Source organism: Pseudomonas sp. GL-RE-29 (assembly GCF_019947275.1).
GTDB lineage: Bacteria > Pseudomonadota > Gammaproteobacteria > Pseudomonadales > Pseudomonadaceae > Aquipseudomonas > Aquipseudomonas fluorescens_A.
Genome location: NZ_JAGYGD010000008.1, coordinates 73815 through 93893, shown reverse-complemented (window position 1 = coordinate 93893; position 20079 = coordinate 73815). Strand labels below are relative to the sequence as shown.

The window sequence follows — 20079 nt, the reverse complement described above, 5'->3', positions numbered from 1 at the left end:
GTCATCAAAGGAAGCGCTGAAAGGTTTTTTCTTACAGCTTTTACGACGTTTGCGACGAGTGTTTTTGTGCCGCCAATGGCTTACAGGATAGAAGGAATATTAGGGCCTTTGTTTTTTCCCAGAGCGCGCTAGAATGCGCCCCGAACGTGCGGAGAACTGTATGTGGCAACAGACTCTGATTACCCTGCGGGCGAGGCCCCGGGGCTTTCATCTGGTAACGGACGAGTTACTCGCCGGCCTGCCTGAACTCAAGGCGTGTCGGGTCGGTCTGTTGCATTTGTGGCTGCAGCATACCTCGGCGTCGTTGACCATCAACGAGAACGCCGATCCGGCGGTACGTCGCGACTTCGAACGATTTTTCAATCGTCTGATCCCACAAGGAACAGACGGATATGAGCATAACGACGAAGGCCTGGACGACCTCCCGGCGCACTTCAAGGCCAGCGTGCTTGGCTGTCAGCTCAGTTTGCCGATCTCGGCGGGCCGACTGGCGTTAGGGACCTGGCAAGGCGTTTATCTGGGCGAGCACCGTGATCATGGCGGTGCTCGTAAAGTCCTCGCCACCGTGCACGGTGAAGGGGCATAACCGCTGGTCAGCAGCGGTTGTTGATTTTTTTCCGGCAGCCTTCGACAGAGGGCAAAGCTGGGCTATAACTAATCTGCTTTTCGCAAGTCATGAGGTAGAACATGAGCGACGATGATCTGGAAAACGACGACCTCGAAGTAGGCGACGAAGACGAGGCCGAAGAAGGCCTGGAAGCAGCAGCGGAAGACGTTGCTGACGACGACGGCGGTGATGCGCCCGCGCCGACTGCCAAAGGCAAAGCCAAGGCAGCGGTATCGGTCGATGAGCTGCCGAGTGTCGAAGCCAAGAACAAGGAGCGCGACGCCCTGGCCAAGGCCATGGAAGAGTTCCTTGCGCGTGGTGGCAAGGTGCAGGAAGTGGAGGCCAACGTGGTCGCCGATCCGCCCAAGAAGCCGGATAACAAGTACGGTAGCCGGCCTATCTGAGGCTGCTACCTGCTTGCTGAAAAAGCCCGCCGTCGCTGCGGGCTTTTTCATGCCTCAAACAAAATCCTGCGTAACCCCTGTAGGAGCCGGCTTGCTGGCGATGGCGCCAGGTCAGGCAACATCGTTGTTGAATGATGAACCGTGATCGCCAGCAAGCCGGCTCCTACAGAGGTGATGTTGCGCTGGCATTCCAGAGCGCCAACAACGCCGGCAGTTCGGTCAGGCTGCGAATTTCCGCATCGGGCAGGCGCTCGGCTTCCCAGGTTTTTCCCGCAGGGTTGAACCAGATCGCCCGCAACCCCGCCTGCTGCGCCCCGGCAATGTCATCGCCCGGATGATCGCCGATATGCACCGCCGTCTCGGCGGTCGCACCTCCGCGTTGCAACGCCTCATGGAACAGGCGCGCATCTGGCTTGGCGACGCCGATGTCTTCCGCGCACAACGCAAACTTGAAGTAGTCCGCCAATCCCAGCCGTCGCACATCGGCATTGCCGTTGGTGACCACGCCGAGGGTGTAATGGTTGGCCAGTGCCTGGAGGGTCGGTTGCACCTCCGGGAAGATTTCCAGCTGATGCCGTGCATGCAGAAACACTTCGAAACTTTGGTCGGCCAACTCGGAAGCGACTGCGTGGGCATAGCCTGCTTCTTCCAGAGCCTGGAACAATACGCGGCGACGCAAAGCGCTGATGCGGTGCTTGAGGTTTGGCTCGATGCTCAGGATGCGTTCGCGAATGGCCCACAAATGCTCCACCGGCACCGCGCCCAAGTTGGGTGCATGTTCAGTCAGCCATTCACGCAATACGGCTTCGGCGCTGACAATCACCGGGGCGGTGTCCCACAGAGTGTCGTCGAGGTCGAAAGTGATCAGTTGGAGAGTCATGAATCATCGCCTTTAATGCGTTTGGCCCGTGGGTGAGCGCTGTCGTAGACGCTGGCCAGGTGCTGGAAGTCCAGGTGGGTGTAGATCTGGGTGGTCTTGATGTCCGAGTGGCCGAGCAATTCCTGCACCGCGCGCAGATCCTGCGAGGACTCCAGCAAGTGGCTGGCGAAGGAGTGTCGCAACATGTGTGGGTGCAGGTTTTGCCCCAGTTCGCGCTCGCCCGCTGCTTTTACCCGCAGCTGGATCGCCCGCGGGCCGAGGCGTCGACCTTGCTGGCCGACAAATACCGCGTCGTCCGCCGGGTTGGCCATGGCTCGCAATGGCAACCACAACTCCAGCGCTTCTCGAGCTTTTTTTCCTACCGGCAATAAGCGGGTTTTGCTGCCTTTGCCGAGCACTTGGACCATACCGTCCGCCAAATCAAGCTGATCGAGATTGAGCCCGGTCAGTTCCGAAAGCCGCAGGCCGGAAGAATAGAACAGCTCAAGAATCGCCTGATCCCGACGCGCGAGAAAGTCGTCTTCCACGCCACCTTCCAGCAATTGCAGGGCGCGGTCGGTGTCGAGGGTTTTCGGCAGGCGGCGTTCGCCCTTGGGCGGCGCCAGGCCGTTGGCCGGGTCGTGATCGCACAGGCCTTCGCGGTTCAGGTAGTGATAGAGCCCACGCACCGCCGACAGCAGTCGCGCCAGGCTGCGGGACGATTGACCTTGTGCATGCAGGCGAGCGATCAGGCTGCGCAGGCGCTGGATGTCCAGGGCGGCCCAACTGCCAATGTTCTGTTTGACGCACCAGCCCAGCACTTTATCGAGGTCGCGGCGGTAGGCCGACAGCGTGTGCGGCGACACCTGTCGCTCACTGCGCAGGTGTTCGCAGTAAGCGTCCAGTTGTCGTTCCATGATCAGCGAACCGAGCGCAGGGAGTTGTTGATCCGTGGCAGCACGCGGCCCATGACTTCGGCAATGTAGCTGAGGAACAGCGTGCCCACCGAGCTTTTATATTGCTGCGGATCACGGCTGGCGATAGCGAGGATGCCGTGGATGCCCTGGTGACTGATGGCGACGACGGCGGTGGAGCCGATTTGCTTGCGCTGCTCTTCGCCGAACAAGAAGTCGAGTTCATGTTCGCGCAGGCTGCCGCTGACGCTTTTGTCTTCCAGCAACAGGCCACCGATGGCCACCTGGGCGTCCGCGTGGGTCACCCAGCGGCCGACCGGCATGGCGTTGTCGCCGAGCAGGATCAGGCTGACGAAGGGCACCTGAAAGTCCTGGCGCAAACTGTCTTCGACGCACATCACCACGTCTTCCAGCGTGGCGGCGTCCATCAGTGCGAGGATCAGGCGACGGGTTTTTTCAAACAGACGATCGTTGTCGCGGGCCACGTCCATCAAGTGCGAAAGACGATGACGCAGCTCAATGTTGCGGTCGCGCAGGATGGTCATCTGCCGTTCCACCAACGACACGGTGTCGCCGCGGCGGTGGGGAATGCGCATTGCCGGCAGCAGTTCTTCGTGCTCGACGAAGAAGTCCGGATGAGCCTCCAGGTACGCGGCAATCGCCGCCGCCTCCAGGCTCTCGGACGGCGATTCGTCGGACTGTCGGGCGGGTACCTGAGGCTTATCGGTCATGGTTTTGGCTCACTCAAAGACGTACTTGTCCTTCGTATACACGGACTGCCGGGCCGGTCATCAACACCGGTTGGCCAGGGCCTGCCCATTCAATGGACAGGCGCCCGCCTGGCAGGTCGATCAACAGCGGCGAATCCATCCACCCCTGGCTGATCGCAGCGACGGCAGCGGCGCAGGCGCCGGTGCCGCAGGCCTGGGTTTCCCCGGCGCCGCGTTCCCAGACGCGCAACTGCGCGCGGCCCCGGTCGATGACCTGGAGAAAACCGACATTGACCCGTGCCGGGAAGCGCGGGTGATGTTCGATCTTCGGCCCCAGCTCATGCACCGGTGCGTTGTTGATATCGCTGACTCGCAGCACCGCATGGGGGTTGCCCATGGACACCGCGGCCAGTTCGACCGGCGTACCGTCGACGTCGACCTGATAGCTCAACGCCTGTTCAGGCGCCTGAAACGGAATATCCGCTGGCACCAGGCGCGGGGCACCCATGTTCACGCAGATCTGCCCGTCGCTGCGCACATCCAGTTCGATGATGCCGCTTTTGGTTTCGACACGGATCTGCCGTTTAGCGGTCAGGCGTTTGTCGAGCACAAAGCGGGCGAAGCAGCGCGCACCGTTGCCGCACTGTTCCACTTCCGAGCCGTCGGAGTTGAAGATCCGATAGCGGAAATCCACGTCCGGGTTGCTCGGTGCTTCGACGATCAGCAACTGGTCGAAACCGATGCCAGTGTGCCGATCGCCCCACAGCTTGGCGTGCTTGGGCAGAATGTGCGCGTGCTGGCTGACCAGGTCGAGGACCATGAAGTCATTGCCCAAGCCGTGCATCTTGGTAAAACGCAGCAGCATGGTTTTACTCCGGCAGCAGGCTTTCGCCAGCAAACAACTCGGCTACCGTTTCACGGCGACGCACTTCAAATGCCTGATCACCGTCCACCAACACTTCAGCGGCACGACCGCGGGTGTTGTAGTTGGAGCTCATGACAAAACCATAGGCGCCAGCCGAATGCACGGCCAGCAGGTCGCCTTCTTCCAGGGCCAGTTCACGATCCTTGGCCAGGAAGTCGCCGGTCTCGCAGATTGGGCCAACGATGTCGTAGGCGCGGGCAGCGGAGGTGCGCGGGCGTACGGCGGTGACATCCATCCAGGCTTGGTACAGCGCCGGGCGGATCAGGTCGTTCATGGCCGCGTCGACGATGGCAAAGTCTTTGTGTTCGGTGTGCTTGAGGTACTCGACCTGGGTCAGCAGAACGCCGGCGTTGGCGACGATAAAGCGACCCGGCTCGAACACCAGTCCCAGATCACGACCGTCGAGACGCTCGCGCACGGCCTTGATGTAGTCGGCGGCCAATGGCGGCTCTTCATCGCGATAACGCACACCCAGGCCACCACCGAGATCGATGTGGCGCAGGTAGATGCCGCAATCGCCGAGGCGGTCGACCAGGCCCAGCAGGCGATCGAGAGCGTCGATGAACGGCGGCAGGGTGGTCAGTTGCGAGCCGATGTGGCAATCGACGCCGACCACTTCCAGGTTCGGCAACTGCGCGGCGCGCACGTACACGTCTTCGGCGTCGGCGATGGCGATGCCGAACTTGTTCTCTTTGAGACCGGTGGAAATGTACGGGTGGGTGCCGGCATCGACGTCCGGGTTGACGCGCAGCGAAATCGGCGCGCGAACGCCGAGCTCGGCGGCCACCACTTGCAGGCGTTCCAGCTCGTCGGTGGATTCGACGTTGAAGCAGTGCACGCCGACTTCAAGGGCGCGACGCATGTCGTCACGGGTCTTGCCGACGCCGGAGAACACGATCTTGTCGGCGCTGCCGCCAGCGGCCAGTACGCGTTCCAGCTCGCCACGGGAGACGATGTCGAAACCGGCGCCCAGGCGCGCCAGGACATTCAGTACACCCAGGTTGGAGTTGGCCTTGACCGCGAAGCAGACCAGGTGCGGCATGCCGGCCAGCGCATCGGCGTAAGCCAGGTACTGGGCTTCGATGTGGGCGCGCGAGTAAACGTAGGTCGGTGTGCCAAAGCGCTCGGCGATGGCAGACAGGGCAACACCTTCCGCGAACAGTTCACCGTCACGGTAGTTAAAAGCGTCCATGAGGTTCCCTTATTGGTAGACGTCGTGCTTGTGTGCCTTGGACGGCTGCTTCTGCGAGGACTGGGCCTGCTCTGCAGGGTCCTGGTCTTCGTCGGGCAGGTACAACGGGCCTTTTTGACCGCAGGCCGACACAAGGCAGGCAACCGCGAGGAGCGCAGCAAGGGAAGAGATCAGGCGCTTCATGGCGAAATCCTTGAAAATGCATTAATTGCGCCGGAGTATACCGGCCACCCGGCAGCTTGCCTATGCAACGAACCGCCCGTCCGGCGGGCCTTGGCTTGATGCAGGTAAGTCGCGCGCAATCCATTGTGGTAGCGGGCTTGTGTGGCGAGGGAGCTTGCTCCCGCTCGACTGCGAAGCAGGCGCAATGCTTTCGGGGTCGCTTCGCGACCCAGCGGGAGCAAGCTCCCTCGCCACACAACCCCGCTCCCACCGGAACCGTGTTTGATGTACCTATATCGGCCCATGATCGTTATCCTTTGCAATCAGCGGGGCTCGTCCGTATCTTGCGGCGCTTGAGCCTGATCAGACACTTTTTGAGGTTGCCGTAATGAGTTTGTCCGAAGCCCGTTTCCACGATCTGGTCGATGCCACCCAGCAAACACTGGAGGACATCTTTGACGAGAGCGACCTGGATATCGATCTCGAAAGCTCGGCCGGTGTATTGACCGTCAAGTTCGAAAACGGCAGCCAGTTGATCTTCAGTCGGCAGGAGCCGCTGCGTCAGTTGTGGCTGGCGGCGGTGTCCGGTGGCTTCCACTTCGACTACGACGAAGAAAGCGAGCGCTGGATGTGCGACAAGAGCGAAGAGCAACTGGGCGAGATGCTCGAACGCATCGTCAATCAGCAGGCCGGTGTCGAACTCGATTTCGAAGGCCTGTAACGTCGTGACCCAGTCAGCACCCGTCCGCCCACCGAAGCCGCTTTACAGCAACGTCAGCCCGGCCGTCCCTTCGCCGTGCAGCGGCGTGTGCCGGCTGGATGAGCAGAAGGTCTGTCTGGGCTGCTTCCGTCATGTCGAAGACATCCGCGAATGGCGTTCGGCCGATGACGAGCGCCGTCGGGTCATCTGCGCCCAGGCCTCCAATCGCAAGGTCAACGCCAATCTTCTGTAGGAGCTGGCTTGCTAGCGATGGCGGCCAGGAGGGCGCTGTAACGTCCGGAATCCTATCGCCAGCAAGCCGGCTCCCACAGGGAGTGCGCGCTGTCTGGTGGCGGCTTGTATATTTTTTGAGCTGTGTTAGTGTCCGGATACGCCTCAACCCATCGAGGCCTTGTGAAAACCCCGCCTTTTTCTGGCGGGGTTTTGCTTTTTTCGTGCAGAAGAAAGGAGTCTGCCCTGATCATGACCGCACCTTCCATCACCCTTACCCGTCTGGACGTACAGCGTCTGGAGCGTCTGATCGACAGCCTGGATGACACGCTGCCGGGCGTTATCGCGCTGCAAACCGAGCTGGATCGCGCCGATACACTGGTCGGCCACGATGAAGTGCCCGCCGATGTCGTGACCATGAATTCCCGCGTGCACTGCCGTGAAGAAAGCAGTGGCAAGGACTATCACCTGACCCTGGTTTATCCGAAGGATGCCAACGCCGACGAAGGACGGATTTCCATCCTGGCGCCAGTGGGCAGTGCACTGCTGGGCCTGAAAGTTGGCCAGCACATCGACTGGCCGGCTCCGGGTGGCAAGACCCTGAAACTGACTTTGCTGGAAGTCGAATCGCAACCAGCCCATGGCGGCGACTTCCCAGAGTAACGAACGCTCAGACCTGCGCGAGCGCCTCGTTCAATGCGCGCTCCAGGTCGGCCTTGTAACGCAGATACAAATTGCTCGAACTCTGCCCATCACCTATCAGGCCCGACAAGTCCAGGTCGGTGATGTAGCAGCGGTAGCGCTCGGCCTCGCGGCGCTGCTCGATGATTTCCCGGGCGACCACACTGAACAGTTGGTCGCCATGTTCCAACTCTGAAAATTCCCGCTGATTGCAATACAACGTGACGTGCACCGTGCCGGGCGCCGCTTTGCCGACGATCGCCTGCACGTCGTAGAACGGCTTGTTGACCGGGTTTTGTGGTGGCGGCCTCGCGTCGACCCGACGCGCTCGGCCCGGGCCGGAAGGCAACAATTGGTAATACAGCGTCTCCAGATTCTGCGGGGAAGTCGCATCCATCGGTTGCAACGCATCGCGTCGGTACTGGATCGACTGCAGGAATCGCTGCAACGGAACCAGCAGGCTTTGCTCGTCATGCCAGGGCAAACGCTGCTGCCACAACGCGTTGAATTCATCGAGTACGTACAGATCGGCCTGGGCTTCGTTGATCCGGTAGAACACTTGAATGCAACCCGGCTGGCCCATGGGCAGAAGCATTGCCAGGTCGTGGTCTTCGAGCGCCATCGGGTCCAGGTGCAACGGGCTGTAACGAGCCTGTTCCTCACCCAGGTAATCGAATAGCGCCGGCAAGGTGGCAAGCGCAACGTGATTGACCTGGCCGGGCACCAACTCCAGCACGTGGTAATGCTGCTGGACCTGAATCAGGTAGCGGTAATTGAGTTTGCTCAGCAGCAGGTTCTGCGCAATGTCGAGGATCCCTTCGACCCGCTGGGCAATGAACTGCGCGCGGTTATGGCAGAAGCAACGCACGCGCAGTCGGGGCTGCTGCGGCCCGCTCGGCAGGTTGTTGAGGTAGTCACGCACGCAGTCGAGCAGGGCGTGTGGTCCGTCGAAGTGATTGACCAGCACTTCGTTCCAGCTATTGAGCGTGACCTGATCCAGGGTCAGCACCAGGTTTTCCCGGACGCCGGCGTAACTCAGTGAGTCGGTGCGCTCGGTGGTCATCAGGATGTTCAGGTCGCGGTGGTGCTTGAGCGGGTCGACACCGACGTTCACCAGCATCAGCACGTTGCCGGGCACGGCGGCACGCAGCAATGGTTCCTCCGCGACGGTCGGCAAGGGCAGGGGAATAGTCTGTTGCAGGCTACCGAGCAGGTTGAACAGTTCGAACTCGCTCAAGTCGCTGCTGCCGGGGTGCAAGGCGAGGCGGGTGCTGCTGTCGATCACGCCGTTGCGGTGGCACCAGGTGAGCAGTTCGAGCAGATGGCGACTGCGTTTGATCGGGGCGAAATGCTCCCACTCAAGCGCGGTCAGGCTGCCGTTGTACAAGCCCCACTGATTTTGCGTCGGCTCTTTTTTGTTCGGTGCATGGACCAGCGTCAGGGTGTCTTCGGCCAAATCCGGGGCGATGCCCGGATTGATGAACTCGACCTTGTCTGCCTTGCGCTCGAACGCCGCGTACAGGCGTCGACCCAGCACGCTGAGGTCACGCTTGTTGATCAGGCTGACGGTCTGTTCATTGCGGGCAAACTGAGTCAGGAAGCGGTAGCTGTAATTCAGTTCGTTGACCAGAGCCCGGCGCTCCGAGCTGACCTGGCGGACTTTCCATTGGCTGCGGCTGTCGAGCAGCGCCAGTTGCCGCGGGTCCCATTGCCATTCGTGGGCGAGGCGTTCAAGCAACGAGCGTTGCCAACTCTGGGTGCGGCCACTACCGACGGTGAGCTTGCGATTGACCTTCAGGTACAGCGCGCGTCGCACCAATTCCAGCCGTTCCGGCTCGTTACGGGCGATGAGGTATTCCTCGATACGCCGGTAAACCACGACGTATGGGTCCAGTTCATCGAGGTCGAGCCGATTGGCGAACACCGCTTGTTTGAAGCGCAGGCTCAGGCACTGGACCCTCGGATGTTCGCTGGCGTAAACCTCGGTCAGCAACAGCTTGAGCACCGACTTGTAAGGCGACTCGATACCCTTGAACAGCTGCCAGAGCCCGGCACCGATGAATTCGCCGGGAGGAATGTACGCCAGATTTCCCAGGTCCAGGGTTTCGTCGGTGCGGATGAAGCGCTTGGACAGCAGCGTGTGGGTGTAGCGGTCGTAATTCGCTTCCTCATAAACGGGCACCACCCACCAGATCGGCGTGCGCCCGGCGAGCCAGATCGCAGTGCGGTAGAACTCGTCCAGCAGTAGATAGTGCTGAGTGGTGCCGCAGTTTTCGGAGCTGAGTTGATTGTCGCGCTCACCCAGTACGAAGCGCGTCGGCTCGATCAGAAAGAAATGCGCCTCGGCCCCCTGGCTGGCGGCCCAGGTTTCCAGCAACTGGCACTTTTTGCGCAGTTCGGACAGCTCCTGCTCACTCAAATCGGGCGCATGACATACCCACACGTCCATGTCGCTCTGGTCGGCCTGGGCCAGTGTGCCGAGGCTGCCCATCAGGAACAGGCCGTGAATCGGGCGTGGCGGGTTGCTGCCGTGGCGCGGCTTGTAGGAAAACGAGCGGGTCAGGCGCTGGGCTTCGGCGAGGGCATTGGCGTCCGGTTCGTAGTTCGACAGTCCGGCCGGCGTGCTGCCGGAAACGTAACCCGGCAACAGCGGATGATTGACGTGGAAAAACAGCGGGAGGAGGTTCAGCACCCCTTGCTGCCGGGTCGACAATCCTTCCATGGCGCGCGCCATGCGGCCCTCGTTGAGTTTCAGGAAACGTGCGCGCAGTTGGCTGAGAACCTTGCGGTCGATTCCCTCGTCCAGATCGGGGCGGATTTCGTGGGTGCGGGTCATGTCAGCTCAAACCGGCTCGCAGGGGCTCGGAATCGGGGTTCTCGGGTATGGGGAGTGTAGCGCCTTGGTCCCGGGACTTTTAAGCTGATTTTGTTTTTCTGGCGTCAGATTTTTACCGTATGGCGACGGCCGTTGTCAGGCCGTGCCCGCGGAAATCCCGAGCCTGGGGTTTCCGTGGGCGATGCGGGGAATTCAGGCAGTTTCCTGGACGCTCAGGATGGTCAGAACGGTTTGTACATTTTGCGCAGCATCACGACCCAGGCTAGTCAGGTAGCCGCCATCGGGCTGGTCGATCAGTTCTTTTTCATGCAAGCGTTTGGCAGCGGCAATGTGTTTCGGGGCAGCGGTCTGATGAATTTTCAAACCTTCCTGGGAACTGTCCAGGTTGAAGAGTGCGAGGACTTCCAGTTCGGCAACCAACTCAGGGGTAAGCGACATAAGGACTCCAGACTTTCTAGGAATTGGACGACAGCGCCCCTAAGGTGAGCCCACTTGCCCGGCATGTCCAGTGCTCGCGACAGGGTTTTTTCGCCATGGGATGCATTCCCCGGTTGAATTCGGCGGCAGCGGGGTTGATAGAGTGTAGACCGCAAAAAAAAGATCGCAGCCTGCGGCAGCTCCTACATGAAATACGATCCCTGCAGGCGCTGCCGAAGGCTGCGATCTTTTGATCTTATTTCTTTTCCGGCGGCAATTCCGGCAACGCACGCAGTGCAGCTTCATACCATTCGGTATTGAACGCGCGGTCTTCTTCGAGGATCGCGTCGATTTCCACCGCCAAAACGTGAGCCATCAGGTTGAGGATTTCCTCGCGCTCGTAACCCACCAGTGTCAGCTTGTTGAAGGTCGCCTTGGCGGCCGGCGGGTTGTCGCTCTCAATCTGGTTTTCGATGGCCTCGATCAGCGTGTTCTCGGTGAATTCTTCTTCGTCGCTGTCGATATCTGTTGGCTCGCTCATGGCAGGCTCCTCAAGGAAAGGCGGCCAGTTTACCTGCATTCAGCGCCGTGATGCTGCTGGCAAGAACCGTCCCGGCGTTCTATAAAAGGCACTGCCAACCCCTGCACGGCCTGGAGGCTTTGTGATGCTCAAGCTTTATGGATTTTCCGTCAGCAACTACTACAACATGGTCAAGCTGGCGCTGCTGGAAAAGGGACTGCCGTTCGAAGAGGTGCCGTTTTACGCTGGCCAGGCGCCTGAAGCGCTGGTCATCAGTCCGCGCGGCAAGGTGCCGGTGCTGGGTGTCGAACAGGGTTTCATCAACGAAACCAGCGTTATTCTCGAATACATCGAGCAAAGCCAAAAAGGCACGCCGCTGCTGCCGAGCGATCCTTTCGAACGGGCGCAGGTGCTGGCGCTGGCCAAGGAAATCGAGCTGTACATCGAACTGCCGGGTCGGGCTTGCTACCCCGAAGCATTTTTCGGCATGACGCTGCCTGATGCGATCAAGGAAAAGACCAAGACCGAGCTATTGCTGGGCATTGCCTCCCTGGGCAGGCACGGCAAGTTCAGCCCTTATGTGGCGGGCGACAATTTGAGCGTGGCGGATCTGTATTTCCTGTACAGCGTGCCGCTGGCCTGTGCAGTGGCGAAAAAGCTGTTTGATATCGATCTGTTGGCCGAACTGCCGGCGGCCAAGGCGTTGCTGGAGCGTCTGGAGCAAAACCCGAACGTGCAGCGGATTGCGGCGGACAAGGAAGCGGCAATGCCGGCGTTTATGGCGATGGTCGCGTCCAAGAAGTAGTTGCGGAGGCGTCTGACGGGTGTGATCAGTACGTGTCAGGAGATTCGCAATCTCTTGTCCTACATTGCCCACACCCAAGTCGGCCAACACCTTCAGGCGATTTCGTCGTACGTGGTAATAACCAAAATCTTCCCCGGTTCTGGACAGTGTTTACCTTGAGCATCGAATCGTTTTCCGATCAGGAAACGTCGCGGTCAAGGAGACCCGGTAATGCTCAAACTTTATGGTTTTGCGGCGAGTAACTATTTCAATATGGTCAAGTTGGCACTCCTGGAAAAAGGTGTGCCTTTTGAAACCGTGCCGTTTCATGGTTGCCAGAATCCGGACATTCTCGCCGTCAGCCCCCGAGGGAAGGTTCCGGTCCTGGAGACCGAGCAGGGCTTTGTAAGCGAAACGGACGCCATCCTCGACTTCATAGAAGAGACCCAGTCAGGCAAAGCGCTATTGCCGACCGATCCGTTTGCGCGGGCAAGTGTTCGAGCACTGGCCAAAGAAATCGAGTTGTACATCGAGCTGCCGGCGCGTGTGTGTTACGTCGAAGTGTTTTTCGGCGGCAGGCCGACTCCCGAGGAGCTGAAGGCCAAGGCACAGCGGGATCTGATCAAAGGGTTTACGGCCTTGAAGCAACGTGCGCGGTTTGCGCCATATGTGGCAGGAGAGCACTTCACGCTAGCCGATTTGTATTTTCTATACAGTGTTGACCTGGCCGTAGACGTCGGAAAGCGCTTGTTCGACATCGACTTCTTGTCCGACATGCCAGGTGCCAAGGCGTTGCTGGAGCACTTGGGCGAGAATCCGAACGTGAGAATAGTCGCCGCTGACAGACAGGCGGAGGCGCCTGCTTTTCTTAAGCGGGTGCGGGCAGTGGGGAATTCGAATCGCTGAGAGGGAAAGCCCGATGGTTTTGGCCATCGGGCTTCATATTTGCTGTCGTCTTAACGGCTGGCGAGCAGCGCCTGACCGCGCGAAACGGCGGCCTTCACCTGCGCTGGCGCAGTGCCGCCGATGTGGTCACGGGCATTGACCGAACCTTCCAGGGTCAGCACGGCGAATACGTCCTGGTCGATCTGGTCGCTGAACTTGCGCAGTTCTTCCAGGCTCATTTCCGCCAGGTCCTTGCCGCTGTCCACGCCGTACTTCACCGCATGGCCAACGATTTCGTGGCAGTCACGGAACGGCAGGCCGCGACGTACCAGGTAGTCAGCCAGGTCGGTGGCAGTGGAGAAACCGCGCAGGGCCGCTTCGCGCATGATGGCGTGCTTGGGTTTGATTGCCGGGATCATGTCGGCAAAGGCACGCAGAGAATCGCGCAGGGTGTCGGCGGCGTCGAACAGCGGTTCCTTGTCTTCCTGGTTGTCCTTGTTGTAGGCCAGAGGCTGGCCTTTCATCAGGGTCAGCAGGCCCATCAAGGCACCGAACACACGGCCCGATTTGCCGCGCACCAGTTCCGGAACGTCCGGGTTTTTCTTTTGCGGCATGATCGAGCTGCCGGTGCAGAAACGGTCTGGCAGATCGATGAACTGGAATTGTGCGCTGGTCCACAGCACCAGCTCTTCGGAGAAGCGCGACAGGTGCATCATCGCGATGCTCGCGGCGGAGCAGAATTCGATGGCGAAGTCGCGATCGGACACGTTGTCCAGCGAGTTGCCGCCCACCGCATCAAAGCCCAGCAGTTGCGCGGTGTATTCACGATCGATCGGGTACGTGGTACCGGCCAGCGCGGCGCTGCCCAGTGGCATGCGGTTGGTGCGCTTGCGGCAGTCGACCAGACGCTCGTAGTCGCGGCTGAGCATTTCGAACCACGCCAGCATATGGTGCCCGAAGGTCACCGGCTGCGCGGTTTGCAAGTGAGTGAAACCCGGCATGATGCTGCCGGCTTCGCGCTCGGCCTGTTCCAGCAAGCCTTTTTGCAGGCGGGTGATTTCGCCGAGGATCAGGTCGATTTCATCGCGCAGCCACAGGCGGATGTCGGTGGCTACCTGGTCGTTGCGGCTGCGGCCGGTGTGCAGCTTTTTACCGGTCACGCCGATGCGGTCGGTCAGGCGTGCCTCGATGTTCATGTGCACGTCTTCGAGGTCGATGCGCCAGTCGAACTGGCCGGCCTCGATTTCACCCTGGATGGTCTTCAGGCCATCGATGATGCTGTCGCGCTCGGCATCGGTCAGCACGCCGACCTTGGCCAGCATGGTGGCGTGGGCGATCGAGCCCATGATGTCGTGGCGATACAGGCGCTGGTCGAAGGTGACGGAGGCGGTGAAGCGGGCGACGAAGGCGTCGACGGGTTCACTGAAGCGGCCGCCCCAGGACTGATTGGTCTTGTCAGTGCTCATGAATTCGCTCGTATCGGCTGAAAAAAGATGGCGTTGAAAGCTGCCGCGGATAATAACAGGGTTGCCAATCCTGTCGCTGGCACTGGTCGACTGGTTTTCTCATGTGGGAGCGAGCCTGCTCGCGATGGATGTTAACGATCACGCGTGCTTTTTGAATAAACCCGTGGCCCTCAGGTTCATCGCGAGCAGGCTCGCTCCAACAGTTTTCCCTATTAGTACAACGATATTTTTCATCTGAGCAATATCGTTCCGGCAACCGTCTACAGTTGGACAGTAGGATCAGCGCACTTCTCGGTGCGCGAGAGGACTATAAGAAGAGGGGGTGTTCATATTGCGTATCAGCAAACCCTGTGGCGATGTGTCGCCAAAGCGGGCCTGGGCCGCTAATCGCCCGGCAGATGAAAATTTAGCTGCCCGACCAGCGGCACTTTTTCACGCTCGCGCTAGTCTTAGCGTGGATCGCGGTGACAGACGTCACTTCCCCTGTCTACGCTATCCTTGTGCGAGACTCACGCAGGAATCCAGCGCAATATGAATGTCCTGATCGTTGATGACGACCCCCTTGCCCGCGAGCGCCTGAGCCAAATGGTTGGTGAACTCGAGGGATACAGCGTCCTGGAGCCGAGCGCCACGAACGGCGAAGAGGCGTTGGCACTGATCGACAGCCACAAACCGGATATCGTCCTGCTCGATATCCGCATGCCAGGCCTCGATGGCCTGCAAGTGGCAGCGCGACTGTGCGAACGCGAAACCCCGCCTGCAGTGGTGTTTTGCACAGGTTCCGATGAATTTGCCGTGGAAGCCTTACAGGCCAGCGCCGTAGGCTATCTGGTGAAACCTGTGAGAACTGAACATTTACATGATGCATTAAAGAAAGCCGAGCGCCCCAATCGTGTCCAACTCTCGGCTCTGACCCGACCTGCCGCAGAAAGCGGCAGTGGCCCACGCAGCCATATCAGCGCCCGAACCCGAAAGGGCATCGAGCTGATCCCGCTGGATCAGGTGGTCTATTTCATCGCCGATCACAAGTACGTGACCCTGCGCCACGAGACCGGCGAAGTGTTGCTGGATGAACCGCTCAAGGCGCTGGAAGATGAATTCGGCGACCGGTTTGTGCGCATCCACCGCAACGCTCTGGTCGCTCGCGAGCGCATCGAGCGCCTGCAACGAACGCCTCTGGGGCATTTCCAGCTGTTCCTCAAAGGCTTGAACGGTGACGCCCTGATCGTCAGCCGGCGCCATGTGGCCGGCGTTCGAAAAATGATGCAACAGCTTTAATTCGCTGCTCGCAGGCGGATTTCACACCCGATTGCCGGAGACCCGGGGCCAGGGAGGCCGAGCAGTATCTGATACAAGTCAAAGTGGATTTGGCTGAGCTGTTATTATCCGTCGTATCTATTCAGTACGGATTGATCCATGTCCTCTCGCGAAATCCGCATCGCCACCCGCAAAAGTGCTCTCGCCCTGTGGCAGGCCGAATACGTCAAAGCCCGTTTGGAGGAGGCCCACCCCGGCCTGCTCGTGACGCTGGTCCCGATGGTCAGTCGTGGCGACAAGCTGCTCGATTCGCCGCTGTCGAAAATCGGTGGCAAAGGCCTGTTCGTCAAGGAACTGGAAACCGCGCTGCTGGAAAATGAAGCCGACATCGCCGTGCATTCGATGAAAGACGTACCGATGGACTTCCCTGAAGGCCTTGGTCTGTTCTGCATCTGCGAGCGCGAAGACCCACGCGATGCATTCGTCTCCAACACTTACGCCAGCCTGGATGAGTTGCCGCAAGGCAGCATTGTCGGCACGTCGAGCCTGCGCCGTCAGGCCCAGTTGCTGACCCGTCGCCCGGACCTGGAAATCCGCTTCCTGCGCGGCAACGTCAACACTCGCCTGGCCAAGCTCGATGCCGGCGAATACGACGCCATCATCCTCGCGTCCGCCGGGTTGATTCGTCTGGGCTTTGAAGATCGCATCACCTCGGCCATCAGTGTCGACGACAGCTTGCCGGCCGGTGGCCAGGGCGCGGTGGGCATCGAATGCCGAACCGCCGACAGCGAGATTCACGCGCTGCTGGCGCCGCTGCACCACCAGGACACCGCCACCCGCGTCACCGCCGAACGTGCACTCAACAAACACCTCAATGGCGGCTGCCAAGTGCCGATCGCCTGCTACGCCGTGCTTGAAGGCGAGCAGATCTGGTTGCGTGGCCTGGTGGGCGATCCGAGTGGTGGTTTGTTGCTCAGTGCGCAGGCCCGTGCACCACGTGCCGATGCCGAAGCGCTGGGTGTGCAGGTGGCCGAAGATCTTTTGAGCCAGGGCGCCGATGACATTCTGAAGGCGGTCTATGGCGAGGCAGGTCACGAGTGACGAGCTGGCGTCTGCTGCTGACGCGTCCGGCGGATGAGTCGGCGGCGCTGAGCAGCGTTCTGGCCGAGCAGGGGATTTTCAGCAGCAGCTTGCCGCTTTTGGACATAGAGCCGATCCCCGCGACTGACACAATGCGCGGCGTGATCCGGGATCTGGCTCGTTACTGCGCAGTGATCGTGGTCAGCAAACCGGCCGCCCGGATCGCCGTCGAATTGCTCGACCAGATGTTGCCGCAAACGCCCCGTGTGAAGTGGTTCAGCGTCGGTGCGGCGACGGCGCAGATTCTCGAAGATCACCGGCTGGACACAAGCTTCCCGGCGGAAGGCGATGACAGCGAAGCCTTGCTTCAACTCCCGGCATTGCGCGAGGCTATCGCCCGACCGGATCCGCGTGTGCTGATCATGCGCGGGCAGGGCGGGCGTGAGTTGCTGGCTGAGCGTTTGCGCGAGCTAGGTGCTAGTGTCGAGTATCTGGAGTTGTACCGTCGCGAGCTGCCGCAATACCCGCCGGCAACGCTGCCTGACCGCATCAGGGCGGAACGCCTGAACGGGCTGGTGGTCAGCAGTGGACAGGGTTTTGAGCACCTGCATCAATTGGCCGGCGATGCCTGGCCGCAGTTGGCGCAGTTGCCGTTGTTTGTACCAAGCCCCAGGGTCGCCGAGCTGGCACGTGCCGCCGGGGCCCTGACAGTTGTGGATTGCCGCGGCGCCAGTGCCGCGGCTTTGCTGACGGCGTTACGGGAGCATCCCGTGGCCGTTCTCTAATGCAAAGGATGGATACGTGAGCGAAACAGCCTTGCCTAAAGATGACGTCCAGCCAGTGCTCGATGCGCCGGTTGAAACTCCACCTCCTGCCGCAGAGCAGCGCAAAGGCAATGGGCTGGCAATCGTCGCGCTGCTGCTTGGGGCTGCCGGAGTTGCCGTCGGTGGTTGGGGAGTCTGGCAGGTGCGCCACCTGCAAGCGACTAATCAACAGCAGTTGAGTCAAGTGCAGGCATTGAGTGATGAGGCGCAAAGTCTCAAGCTCAATGAACAGCGTCTGAGCGCACGCCTGGACCAGCTGCCGGCTGCCGATGTGATTGAAGAACGCAGCCGCCTGGTGGCGCAGTTGCAGGGCGATCAGCAACGCCTGAGTCAACGTCTGGAAACCGTCCTCGGCGCCAGCCGCAAGGACTGGCGTCTGGCCGAGGCCGAGCACTTGCTGCGTCTGGCCAGCCTGCGTCTTTCGGCCTTGCAGGACATCAGCAGCGCCCAGGCCCTGGTCCAGGGTGCCGACGAAATTCTCCGTGAACAGAACGATCCCGGCTCCTTTGCCGCTCGCGAACAAGTGGCGAAAACCCTGGTGGCCTTGCGCAGCACCGAGCAACCGGATCGCACCGGTCTGTTCCTGCAATTGGGTGCACTGCGAGACCGCGTGACGGGCCTGACCGAGCTGGCGCCCGAGTACAAGGACCGTGGCGAATCCTTGCTGGGCCTGACCGCCGATGGCGATGGTGCGAGTCGCTGGGCGCAATGGTGGGATCAGATTTCGCGTTACATCCGTATCGATTTCAATGCCGATAAAAATGTTCGTCCGTTGCTTGCCGGACAAAGTCTGAGCCAAGTGCGCCTCGCACTTAGCCTGGCGCTGGAGCAGGCACAATGGGCCGCGCTCAATGGGCAGGCGGCGGTTTACTCCCAAGCGTTGGATGAGGCGCGGGACGTGCTCAAGGGCAATTTCAATCCGGACAATCCGCAGAGTAAAGTGATGCTCGAGCAGGTGGCCGAATTGAGCAAACAGCCCGTCACCGTCGTCACCCCGGACCTGGCCGGCACACTGAGTGCGGTGCAGGGTTATCTGGAGCGACGTAACGTCAATGCCGAGGACTCGATCAAGCCACTGGCCAAACCTGCCGCGAATACCACGCAGGAGGCCACGCCATGAAACGCCTGTATGTGATCGTGTTCCTGGTCATCGCCGCCGCGGCCGCGCTGGGTTTGGCGATTGCCGAGCACGCCGGCTACGTGCTGATCGCCTACAAGTCCTTCCGCTACGAATCGAGCCTGTGGGCGACACTGGCGCTGATCGCCGTGCTTTGGCTGGTGATCTGGGGCATCAAGGCGTTGATCGAATTGGTGATGACGTCCAGCGGTGTGGTCAATCCCTGGTCGCGGCGCAATCGCAGCCGTCGGGTGCAGGTGGCAATCGAACACGGTCAGCTGGATCTGGCGGAAGGTCGTTGGGCCAGCGCGCAGCGTCATTTGTCTCGGGCTGCCGAAGCCGAGCATCAGCCATTGCTGTATTACCTCGGTGCCGCCCGCGCCGCGAACGAACAAGGTCATTACGAGCAAAGCGACAATCTGCTGGAGCGCGCCTTGGAGCGTCAGCCCCAGGCCGAGTTGGCGATCGCCTTGAACCACGCGCAGTTGCAGACGGATCGCGGCGATACCGAAGGCGCCCTGGCGACTCTTCAGGCAATGCACGAACGTCACCCCCATAACGCACAGACCCTGCGCCAATTGCAGCGCCTGCACCAGCAGCGCGGCGAATGGTCGGCGGTAATTCGCCTGCTACCAGAGTTGCGCAAGGATAAGGTCCTGCCACCGGCTGAACTGGCAGAGCTGGAGCGCCGTGCCTGGGGCGAGAACCTGTCACTGGCAGCGCATCAGGAAGCGGACGGAACTGTCGGCTTGCAGTCACTCAATCGCGCCTGGCAGCAACTGACTTCGAGTCAGCGTCAGGAGCCGGCACTGGTTCTCGCCTATGCCGATCAACTGCGGCAATTGGGCGCTCAAGCCGAGGCCGAAGAAGTCCTGCGCACCGCACTCAAGCGCAAGTACGACAGCCACCTGGCGCGTCTTTACGGGTTGGTGCGTGGTGCTGATCCGGCACGTCAGCTGCAACTCGCCGAAGGTTGGCTCAAGGATCATCCGGCCGATCCGAGCCTGCTGTTGACACTGGGTCGCCTGTGTCTGCAAACCAGCCTGTGGGGCAAGGCCCGGGACTACCTGGAAAGCAGCCTGCGTGTGCAGCGCAATCCGGAAGCGTGCGCCGAACTGGCACGCCTGCTGGCGCAAATGGGTGATACCGAGCGCAGCAATCAACTGTTCCAGGAAGGTCTTGGTTTGCTGGATGAGCGCTTGCTGGCGGCGCCACTGCCGGTGCCGGTTCATGCCTGAGCTGCGCAGCAACGGCTGACGAAATAACCTGTGGCCAGGGAGCTTGCTCCCGCTGGGCCGTTTTTTCAGGATAGAGGGAAGTTTGATTTCGCGACTGCTGCGCAGTCGAGCGGGAGCAAGCTCCCTCGCCACAGGCAATCTCCCTCCCCAAAAAATGTGCATTTCAATGTCGGAATTTTCCGTCCCAGACGCGTCTTCAGCAGAGTCCTACAAAGGACTACACCTGATCCTCTAGCTTCTGTCGGGAATTCCCTACACCCCTGCTGAACT

At 60.5% G+C, this 20079-nt stretch carries 22 protein-coding genes; 12 read left to right on the top strand and 10 right to left on the bottom strand.

What is annotated here, in order from left to right; genetic code table 11:
• Positions 1-160 precede the first annotated feature (160 nt).
• Together KGB21_RS09335 and sutA are read left to right on the top strand one after the other, a co-directional pair.
• On the top strand, positions 161-586 hold the full coding sequence (locus KGB21_RS09335) for a secondary thiamine-phosphate synthase enzyme YjbQ (protein ID WP_007989493.1): 426 nt from the start codon (positions 161-163) through the stop codon (positions 584-586).
• Between the two features lie 101 nt (positions 587-687).
• Positions 688-1011: a transcriptional regulator SutA gene (sutA, locus tag KGB21_RS09330; RefSeq protein ID WP_034147693.1), complete on the top strand. Its 324-nt coding sequence runs from the start codon at positions 688-690 to the stop codon at positions 1009-1011.
• 163 nt (positions 1012-1174) lie between these two features.
• Here the strand turns inward: sutA and KGB21_RS09325 are convergent, their stop codons facing one another.
• From KGB21_RS09325 to lptM, 6 genes are read right to left on the bottom strand one after another with little or no spacing between them, the layout of a single operon-like run.
• A complete protein-coding gene (locus KGB21_RS09325) occupies positions 1175-1891 on the bottom strand; it encodes an HAD family hydrolase (RefSeq protein ID WP_223504883.1) in 717 nt (238 codons plus the stop codon).
• Complete coding sequence (gene xerC, locus KGB21_RS09320) at positions 1888-2787, bottom strand: tyrosine recombinase XerC (RefSeq protein ID WP_034147691.1); 900 nt, start codon at positions 2785-2787, stop codon at positions 1888-1890. The genes KGB21_RS09325 and xerC overlap by 4 nt, the downstream gene beginning before the upstream one ends.
• Before the next feature lie 2 nt (positions 2788-2789).
• Positions 2790-3515: a DUF484 family protein gene (locus KGB21_RS09315; RefSeq protein ID WP_034147690.1), complete on the bottom strand. Its 726-nt coding sequence runs from the start codon at positions 3513-3515 to the stop codon at positions 2790-2792.
• A 13-nt stretch (positions 3516-3528) separates the two neighbouring features.
• Positions 3529-4359 carry a diaminopimelate epimerase gene (gene dapF / locus KGB21_RS09310; protein WP_223504881.1) on the bottom strand — a complete coding sequence of 277 codons (831 nt, stop codon included), beginning with the start codon at positions 4357-4359 and terminating at the stop codon, positions 3529-3531.
• Positions 4360-4363: 4 nt separating this feature from the next.
• Positions 4364-5611, bottom strand: coding sequence for a diaminopimelate decarboxylase (gene lysA, locus KGB21_RS09305; protein WP_034147688.1), 1248 nt, complete (start codon positions 5609-5611; stop codon positions 4364-4366).
• 9 nt (positions 5612-5620) lie between these two features.
• Complete coding sequence (gene lptM, locus KGB21_RS09300) at positions 5621-5794, bottom strand: LPS translocon maturation chaperone LptM (protein ID WP_034147687.1); 174 nt, start codon at positions 5792-5794, stop codon at positions 5621-5623.
• A gap of 367 nt (positions 5795-6161) precedes the next feature.
• Between lptM and cyaY the strand changes: the two genes are divergently transcribed.
• From cyaY to rnk, 3 genes are all read left to right on the top strand, one after another.
• Entirely contained in the window at positions 6162-6494 is a 333-nt protein-coding gene (gene cyaY, locus KGB21_RS09295) for an iron donor protein CyaY (RefSeq protein ID WP_034147686.1), read from the top strand.
• A 4-nt stretch (positions 6495-6498) separates the two neighbouring features.
• On the top strand, positions 6499-6726 hold the full coding sequence (locus tag KGB21_RS09290; RefSeq protein WP_034147685.1) for a DUF1289 domain-containing protein: 228 nt from the start codon (positions 6499-6501) through the stop codon (positions 6724-6726).
• A 230-nt stretch (positions 6727-6956) separates the two neighbouring features.
• Complete coding sequence (gene rnk / locus KGB21_RS09285; protein ID WP_034147684.1) at positions 6957-7367, top strand: nucleoside diphosphate kinase regulator; 411 nt, start codon at positions 6957-6959, stop codon at positions 7365-7367.
• A 7-nt stretch (positions 7368-7374) separates the two neighbouring features.
• Here the strand turns inward: rnk and KGB21_RS09280 are convergent, their stop codons facing one another.
• The 3 genes from KGB21_RS09280 to KGB21_RS09270 form a co-directional block, all read right to left on the bottom strand.
• Positions 7375-10221, bottom strand: coding sequence for a class I adenylate cyclase (locus KGB21_RS09280; RefSeq protein WP_223504879.1), 2847 nt, complete (start codon positions 10219-10221; stop codon positions 7375-7377).
• Positions 10222-10413: 192 nt separating this feature from the next.
• Entirely contained in the window at positions 10414-10659 is a 246-nt protein-coding gene (locus tag KGB21_RS09275) for a TIGR02647 family protein (RefSeq protein ID WP_034147682.1), read from the bottom strand.
• 235 nt (positions 10660-10894) lie between these two features.
• Positions 10895-11179, bottom strand: a complete 285-nt coding sequence (locus KGB21_RS09270; protein WP_008024357.1) for a hypothetical protein — start codon at positions 11177-11179, stop codon at positions 10895-10897.
• Between the two features lie 124 nt (positions 11180-11303).
• On the opposite strand from KGB21_RS09270, the gene KGB21_RS09265 reads away from it, so the two are divergent.
• Both KGB21_RS09265 and KGB21_RS09260 read left to right on the top strand, forming a co-directional pair.
• Positions 11304-11963, top strand: a complete 660-nt coding sequence (locus tag KGB21_RS09265; protein WP_223504877.1) for a glutathione S-transferase family protein — start codon at positions 11304-11306, stop codon at positions 11961-11963.
• A gap of 210 nt (positions 11964-12173) precedes the next feature.
• Positions 12174-12848 carry a glutathione S-transferase family protein gene (locus KGB21_RS09260; protein ID WP_223504875.1) on the top strand — a complete coding sequence of 225 codons (675 nt, stop codon included), beginning with the start codon at positions 12174-12176 and terminating at the stop codon, positions 12846-12848.
• Between the two features lie 50 nt (positions 12849-12898).
• Here KGB21_RS09260 and argH read toward each other — a convergent pair whose 3' ends face one another.
• Positions 12899-14293 (bottom strand): argininosuccinate lyase, encoded by a 1395-nt coding sequence (gene argH, locus KGB21_RS09255; RefSeq protein WP_034147679.1) that lies wholly within the window; start codon positions 14291-14293, stop codon positions 12899-12901.
• 531 nt (positions 14294-14824) lie between these two features.
• Between argH and KGB21_RS09250 the strand changes: the two genes are divergently transcribed.
• The 5 genes from KGB21_RS09250 to KGB21_RS09230 all read left to right on the top strand — a co-directional run bounded on the left by KGB21_RS09250 (position 14825) and on the right by KGB21_RS09230 (position 19809).
• On the top strand, positions 14825-15571 hold the full coding sequence (locus KGB21_RS09250) for a LytR/AlgR family response regulator transcription factor (protein WP_034147678.1): 747 nt from the start codon (positions 14825-14827) through the stop codon (positions 15569-15571).
• 138 nt (positions 15572-15709) lie between these two features.
• Positions 15710-16651 carry a hydroxymethylbilane synthase gene (gene hemC, locus KGB21_RS09245; RefSeq protein WP_223504873.1) on the top strand — a complete coding sequence of 314 codons (942 nt, stop codon included), beginning with the start codon at positions 15710-15712 and terminating at the stop codon, positions 16649-16651.
• The gene (locus KGB21_RS09240; protein WP_223504871.1) at positions 16648-17415 is read left to right on the top strand and encodes a uroporphyrinogen-III synthase; all 768 of its coding nucleotides are present in this window, start codon (positions 16648-16650) and stop codon (positions 17413-17415) included. The genes hemC and KGB21_RS09240 overlap by 4 nt, the downstream gene beginning before the upstream one ends.
• A 16-nt stretch (positions 17416-17431) precedes the next feature.
• Positions 17432-18574 carry a uroporphyrinogen-III C-methyltransferase gene (locus tag KGB21_RS09235; RefSeq protein WP_034147675.1) on the top strand — a complete coding sequence of 381 codons (1143 nt, stop codon included), beginning with the start codon at positions 17432-17434 and terminating at the stop codon, positions 18572-18574.
• A complete protein-coding gene (locus KGB21_RS09230) occupies positions 18571-19809 on the top strand; it encodes a heme biosynthesis protein HemY (protein ID WP_034147674.1) in 1239 nt (412 codons plus the stop codon). The genes KGB21_RS09235 and KGB21_RS09230 overlap by 4 nt, the downstream gene beginning before the upstream one ends.
• The last annotated feature ends 270 nt before the right edge of the window (positions 19810-20079 follow it).

What these genes read in the sequence shown, in the direction of transcription:
- KGB21_RS09335 (WP_007989493.1), top strand. Translation starts at nt 161, where the DNA reads ATGTGGCAACAGACTCTGATTACCCTGCGGGCGAGGCCCCGGGGCTTT.
- sutA (WP_034147693.1), top strand. Translation starts at nt 688, where the DNA reads ATGAGCGACGATGATCTGGAAAACGACGACCTCGAAGTAGGCGACGAA.
- KGB21_RS09325 (WP_223504883.1), bottom strand. Translation starts at nt 1,891, where the DNA reads ATGACTCTCCAACTGATCACTTTCGACCTCGACGACACTCTGTGGGAC.
- xerC (WP_034147691.1), bottom strand. Translation starts at nt 2,787, where the DNA reads ATGGAACGACAACTGGACGCTTACTGCGAACACCTGCGCAGTGAGCGA.
- KGB21_RS09315 (WP_034147690.1), bottom strand. Translation starts at nt 3,515, where the DNA reads ATGACCGATAAGCCTCAGGTACCCGCCCGACAGTCCGACGAATCGCCG.
- dapF (WP_223504881.1), bottom strand. Translation starts at nt 4,359, where the DNA reads ATGCTGCTGCGTTTTACCAAGATGCACGGCTTGGGCAATGACTTCATG.
- lysA (WP_034147688.1), bottom strand. Translation starts at nt 5,611, where the DNA reads ATGGACGCTTTTAACTACCGTGACGGTGAACTGTTCGCGGAAGGTGTT.
- lptM (WP_034147687.1), bottom strand. Translation starts at nt 5,794, where the DNA reads ATGAAGCGCCTGATCTCTTCCCTTGCTGCGCTCCTCGCGGTTGCCTGC.
- cyaY (WP_034147686.1), top strand. Translation starts at nt 6,162, where the DNA reads ATGAGTTTGTCCGAAGCCCGTTTCCACGATCTGGTCGATGCCACCCAG.
- rnk (WP_034147684.1), top strand. Translation starts at nt 6,957, where the DNA reads ATGACCGCACCTTCCATCACCCTTACCCGTCTGGACGTACAGCGTCTG.
- KGB21_RS09280 (WP_223504879.1), bottom strand. Translation starts at nt 10,221, where the DNA reads ATGACCCGCACCCACGAAATCCGCCCCGATCTGGACGAGGGAATCGAC.
- KGB21_RS09275 (WP_034147682.1), bottom strand. Translation starts at nt 10,659, where the DNA reads ATGTCGCTTACCCCTGAGTTGGTTGCCGAACTGGAAGTCCTCGCACTC.
- KGB21_RS09270 (WP_008024357.1), bottom strand. Translation starts at nt 11,179, where the DNA reads ATGAGCGAGCCAACAGATATCGACAGCGACGAAGAAGAATTCACCGAG.
- KGB21_RS09265 (WP_223504877.1), top strand. Translation starts at nt 11,304, where the DNA reads ATGCTCAAGCTTTATGGATTTTCCGTCAGCAACTACTACAACATGGTC.
- KGB21_RS09260 (WP_223504875.1), top strand. Translation starts at nt 12,174, where the DNA reads ATGCTCAAACTTTATGGTTTTGCGGCGAGTAACTATTTCAATATGGTC.
- argH (WP_034147679.1), bottom strand. Translation starts at nt 14,293, where the DNA reads ATGAGCACTGACAAGACCAATCAGTCCTGGGGCGGCCGCTTCAGTGAA.
- KGB21_RS09250 (WP_034147678.1), top strand. Translation starts at nt 14,825, where the DNA reads ATGAATGTCCTGATCGTTGATGACGACCCCCTTGCCCGCGAGCGCCTG.
- hemC (WP_223504873.1), top strand. Translation starts at nt 15,710, where the DNA reads ATGTCCTCTCGCGAAATCCGCATCGCCACCCGCAAAAGTGCTCTCGCC.
- KGB21_RS09230 (WP_034147674.1), top strand. Translation starts at nt 18,571, where the DNA reads ATGAAACGCCTGTATGTGATCGTGTTCCTGGTCATCGCCGCCGCGGCC.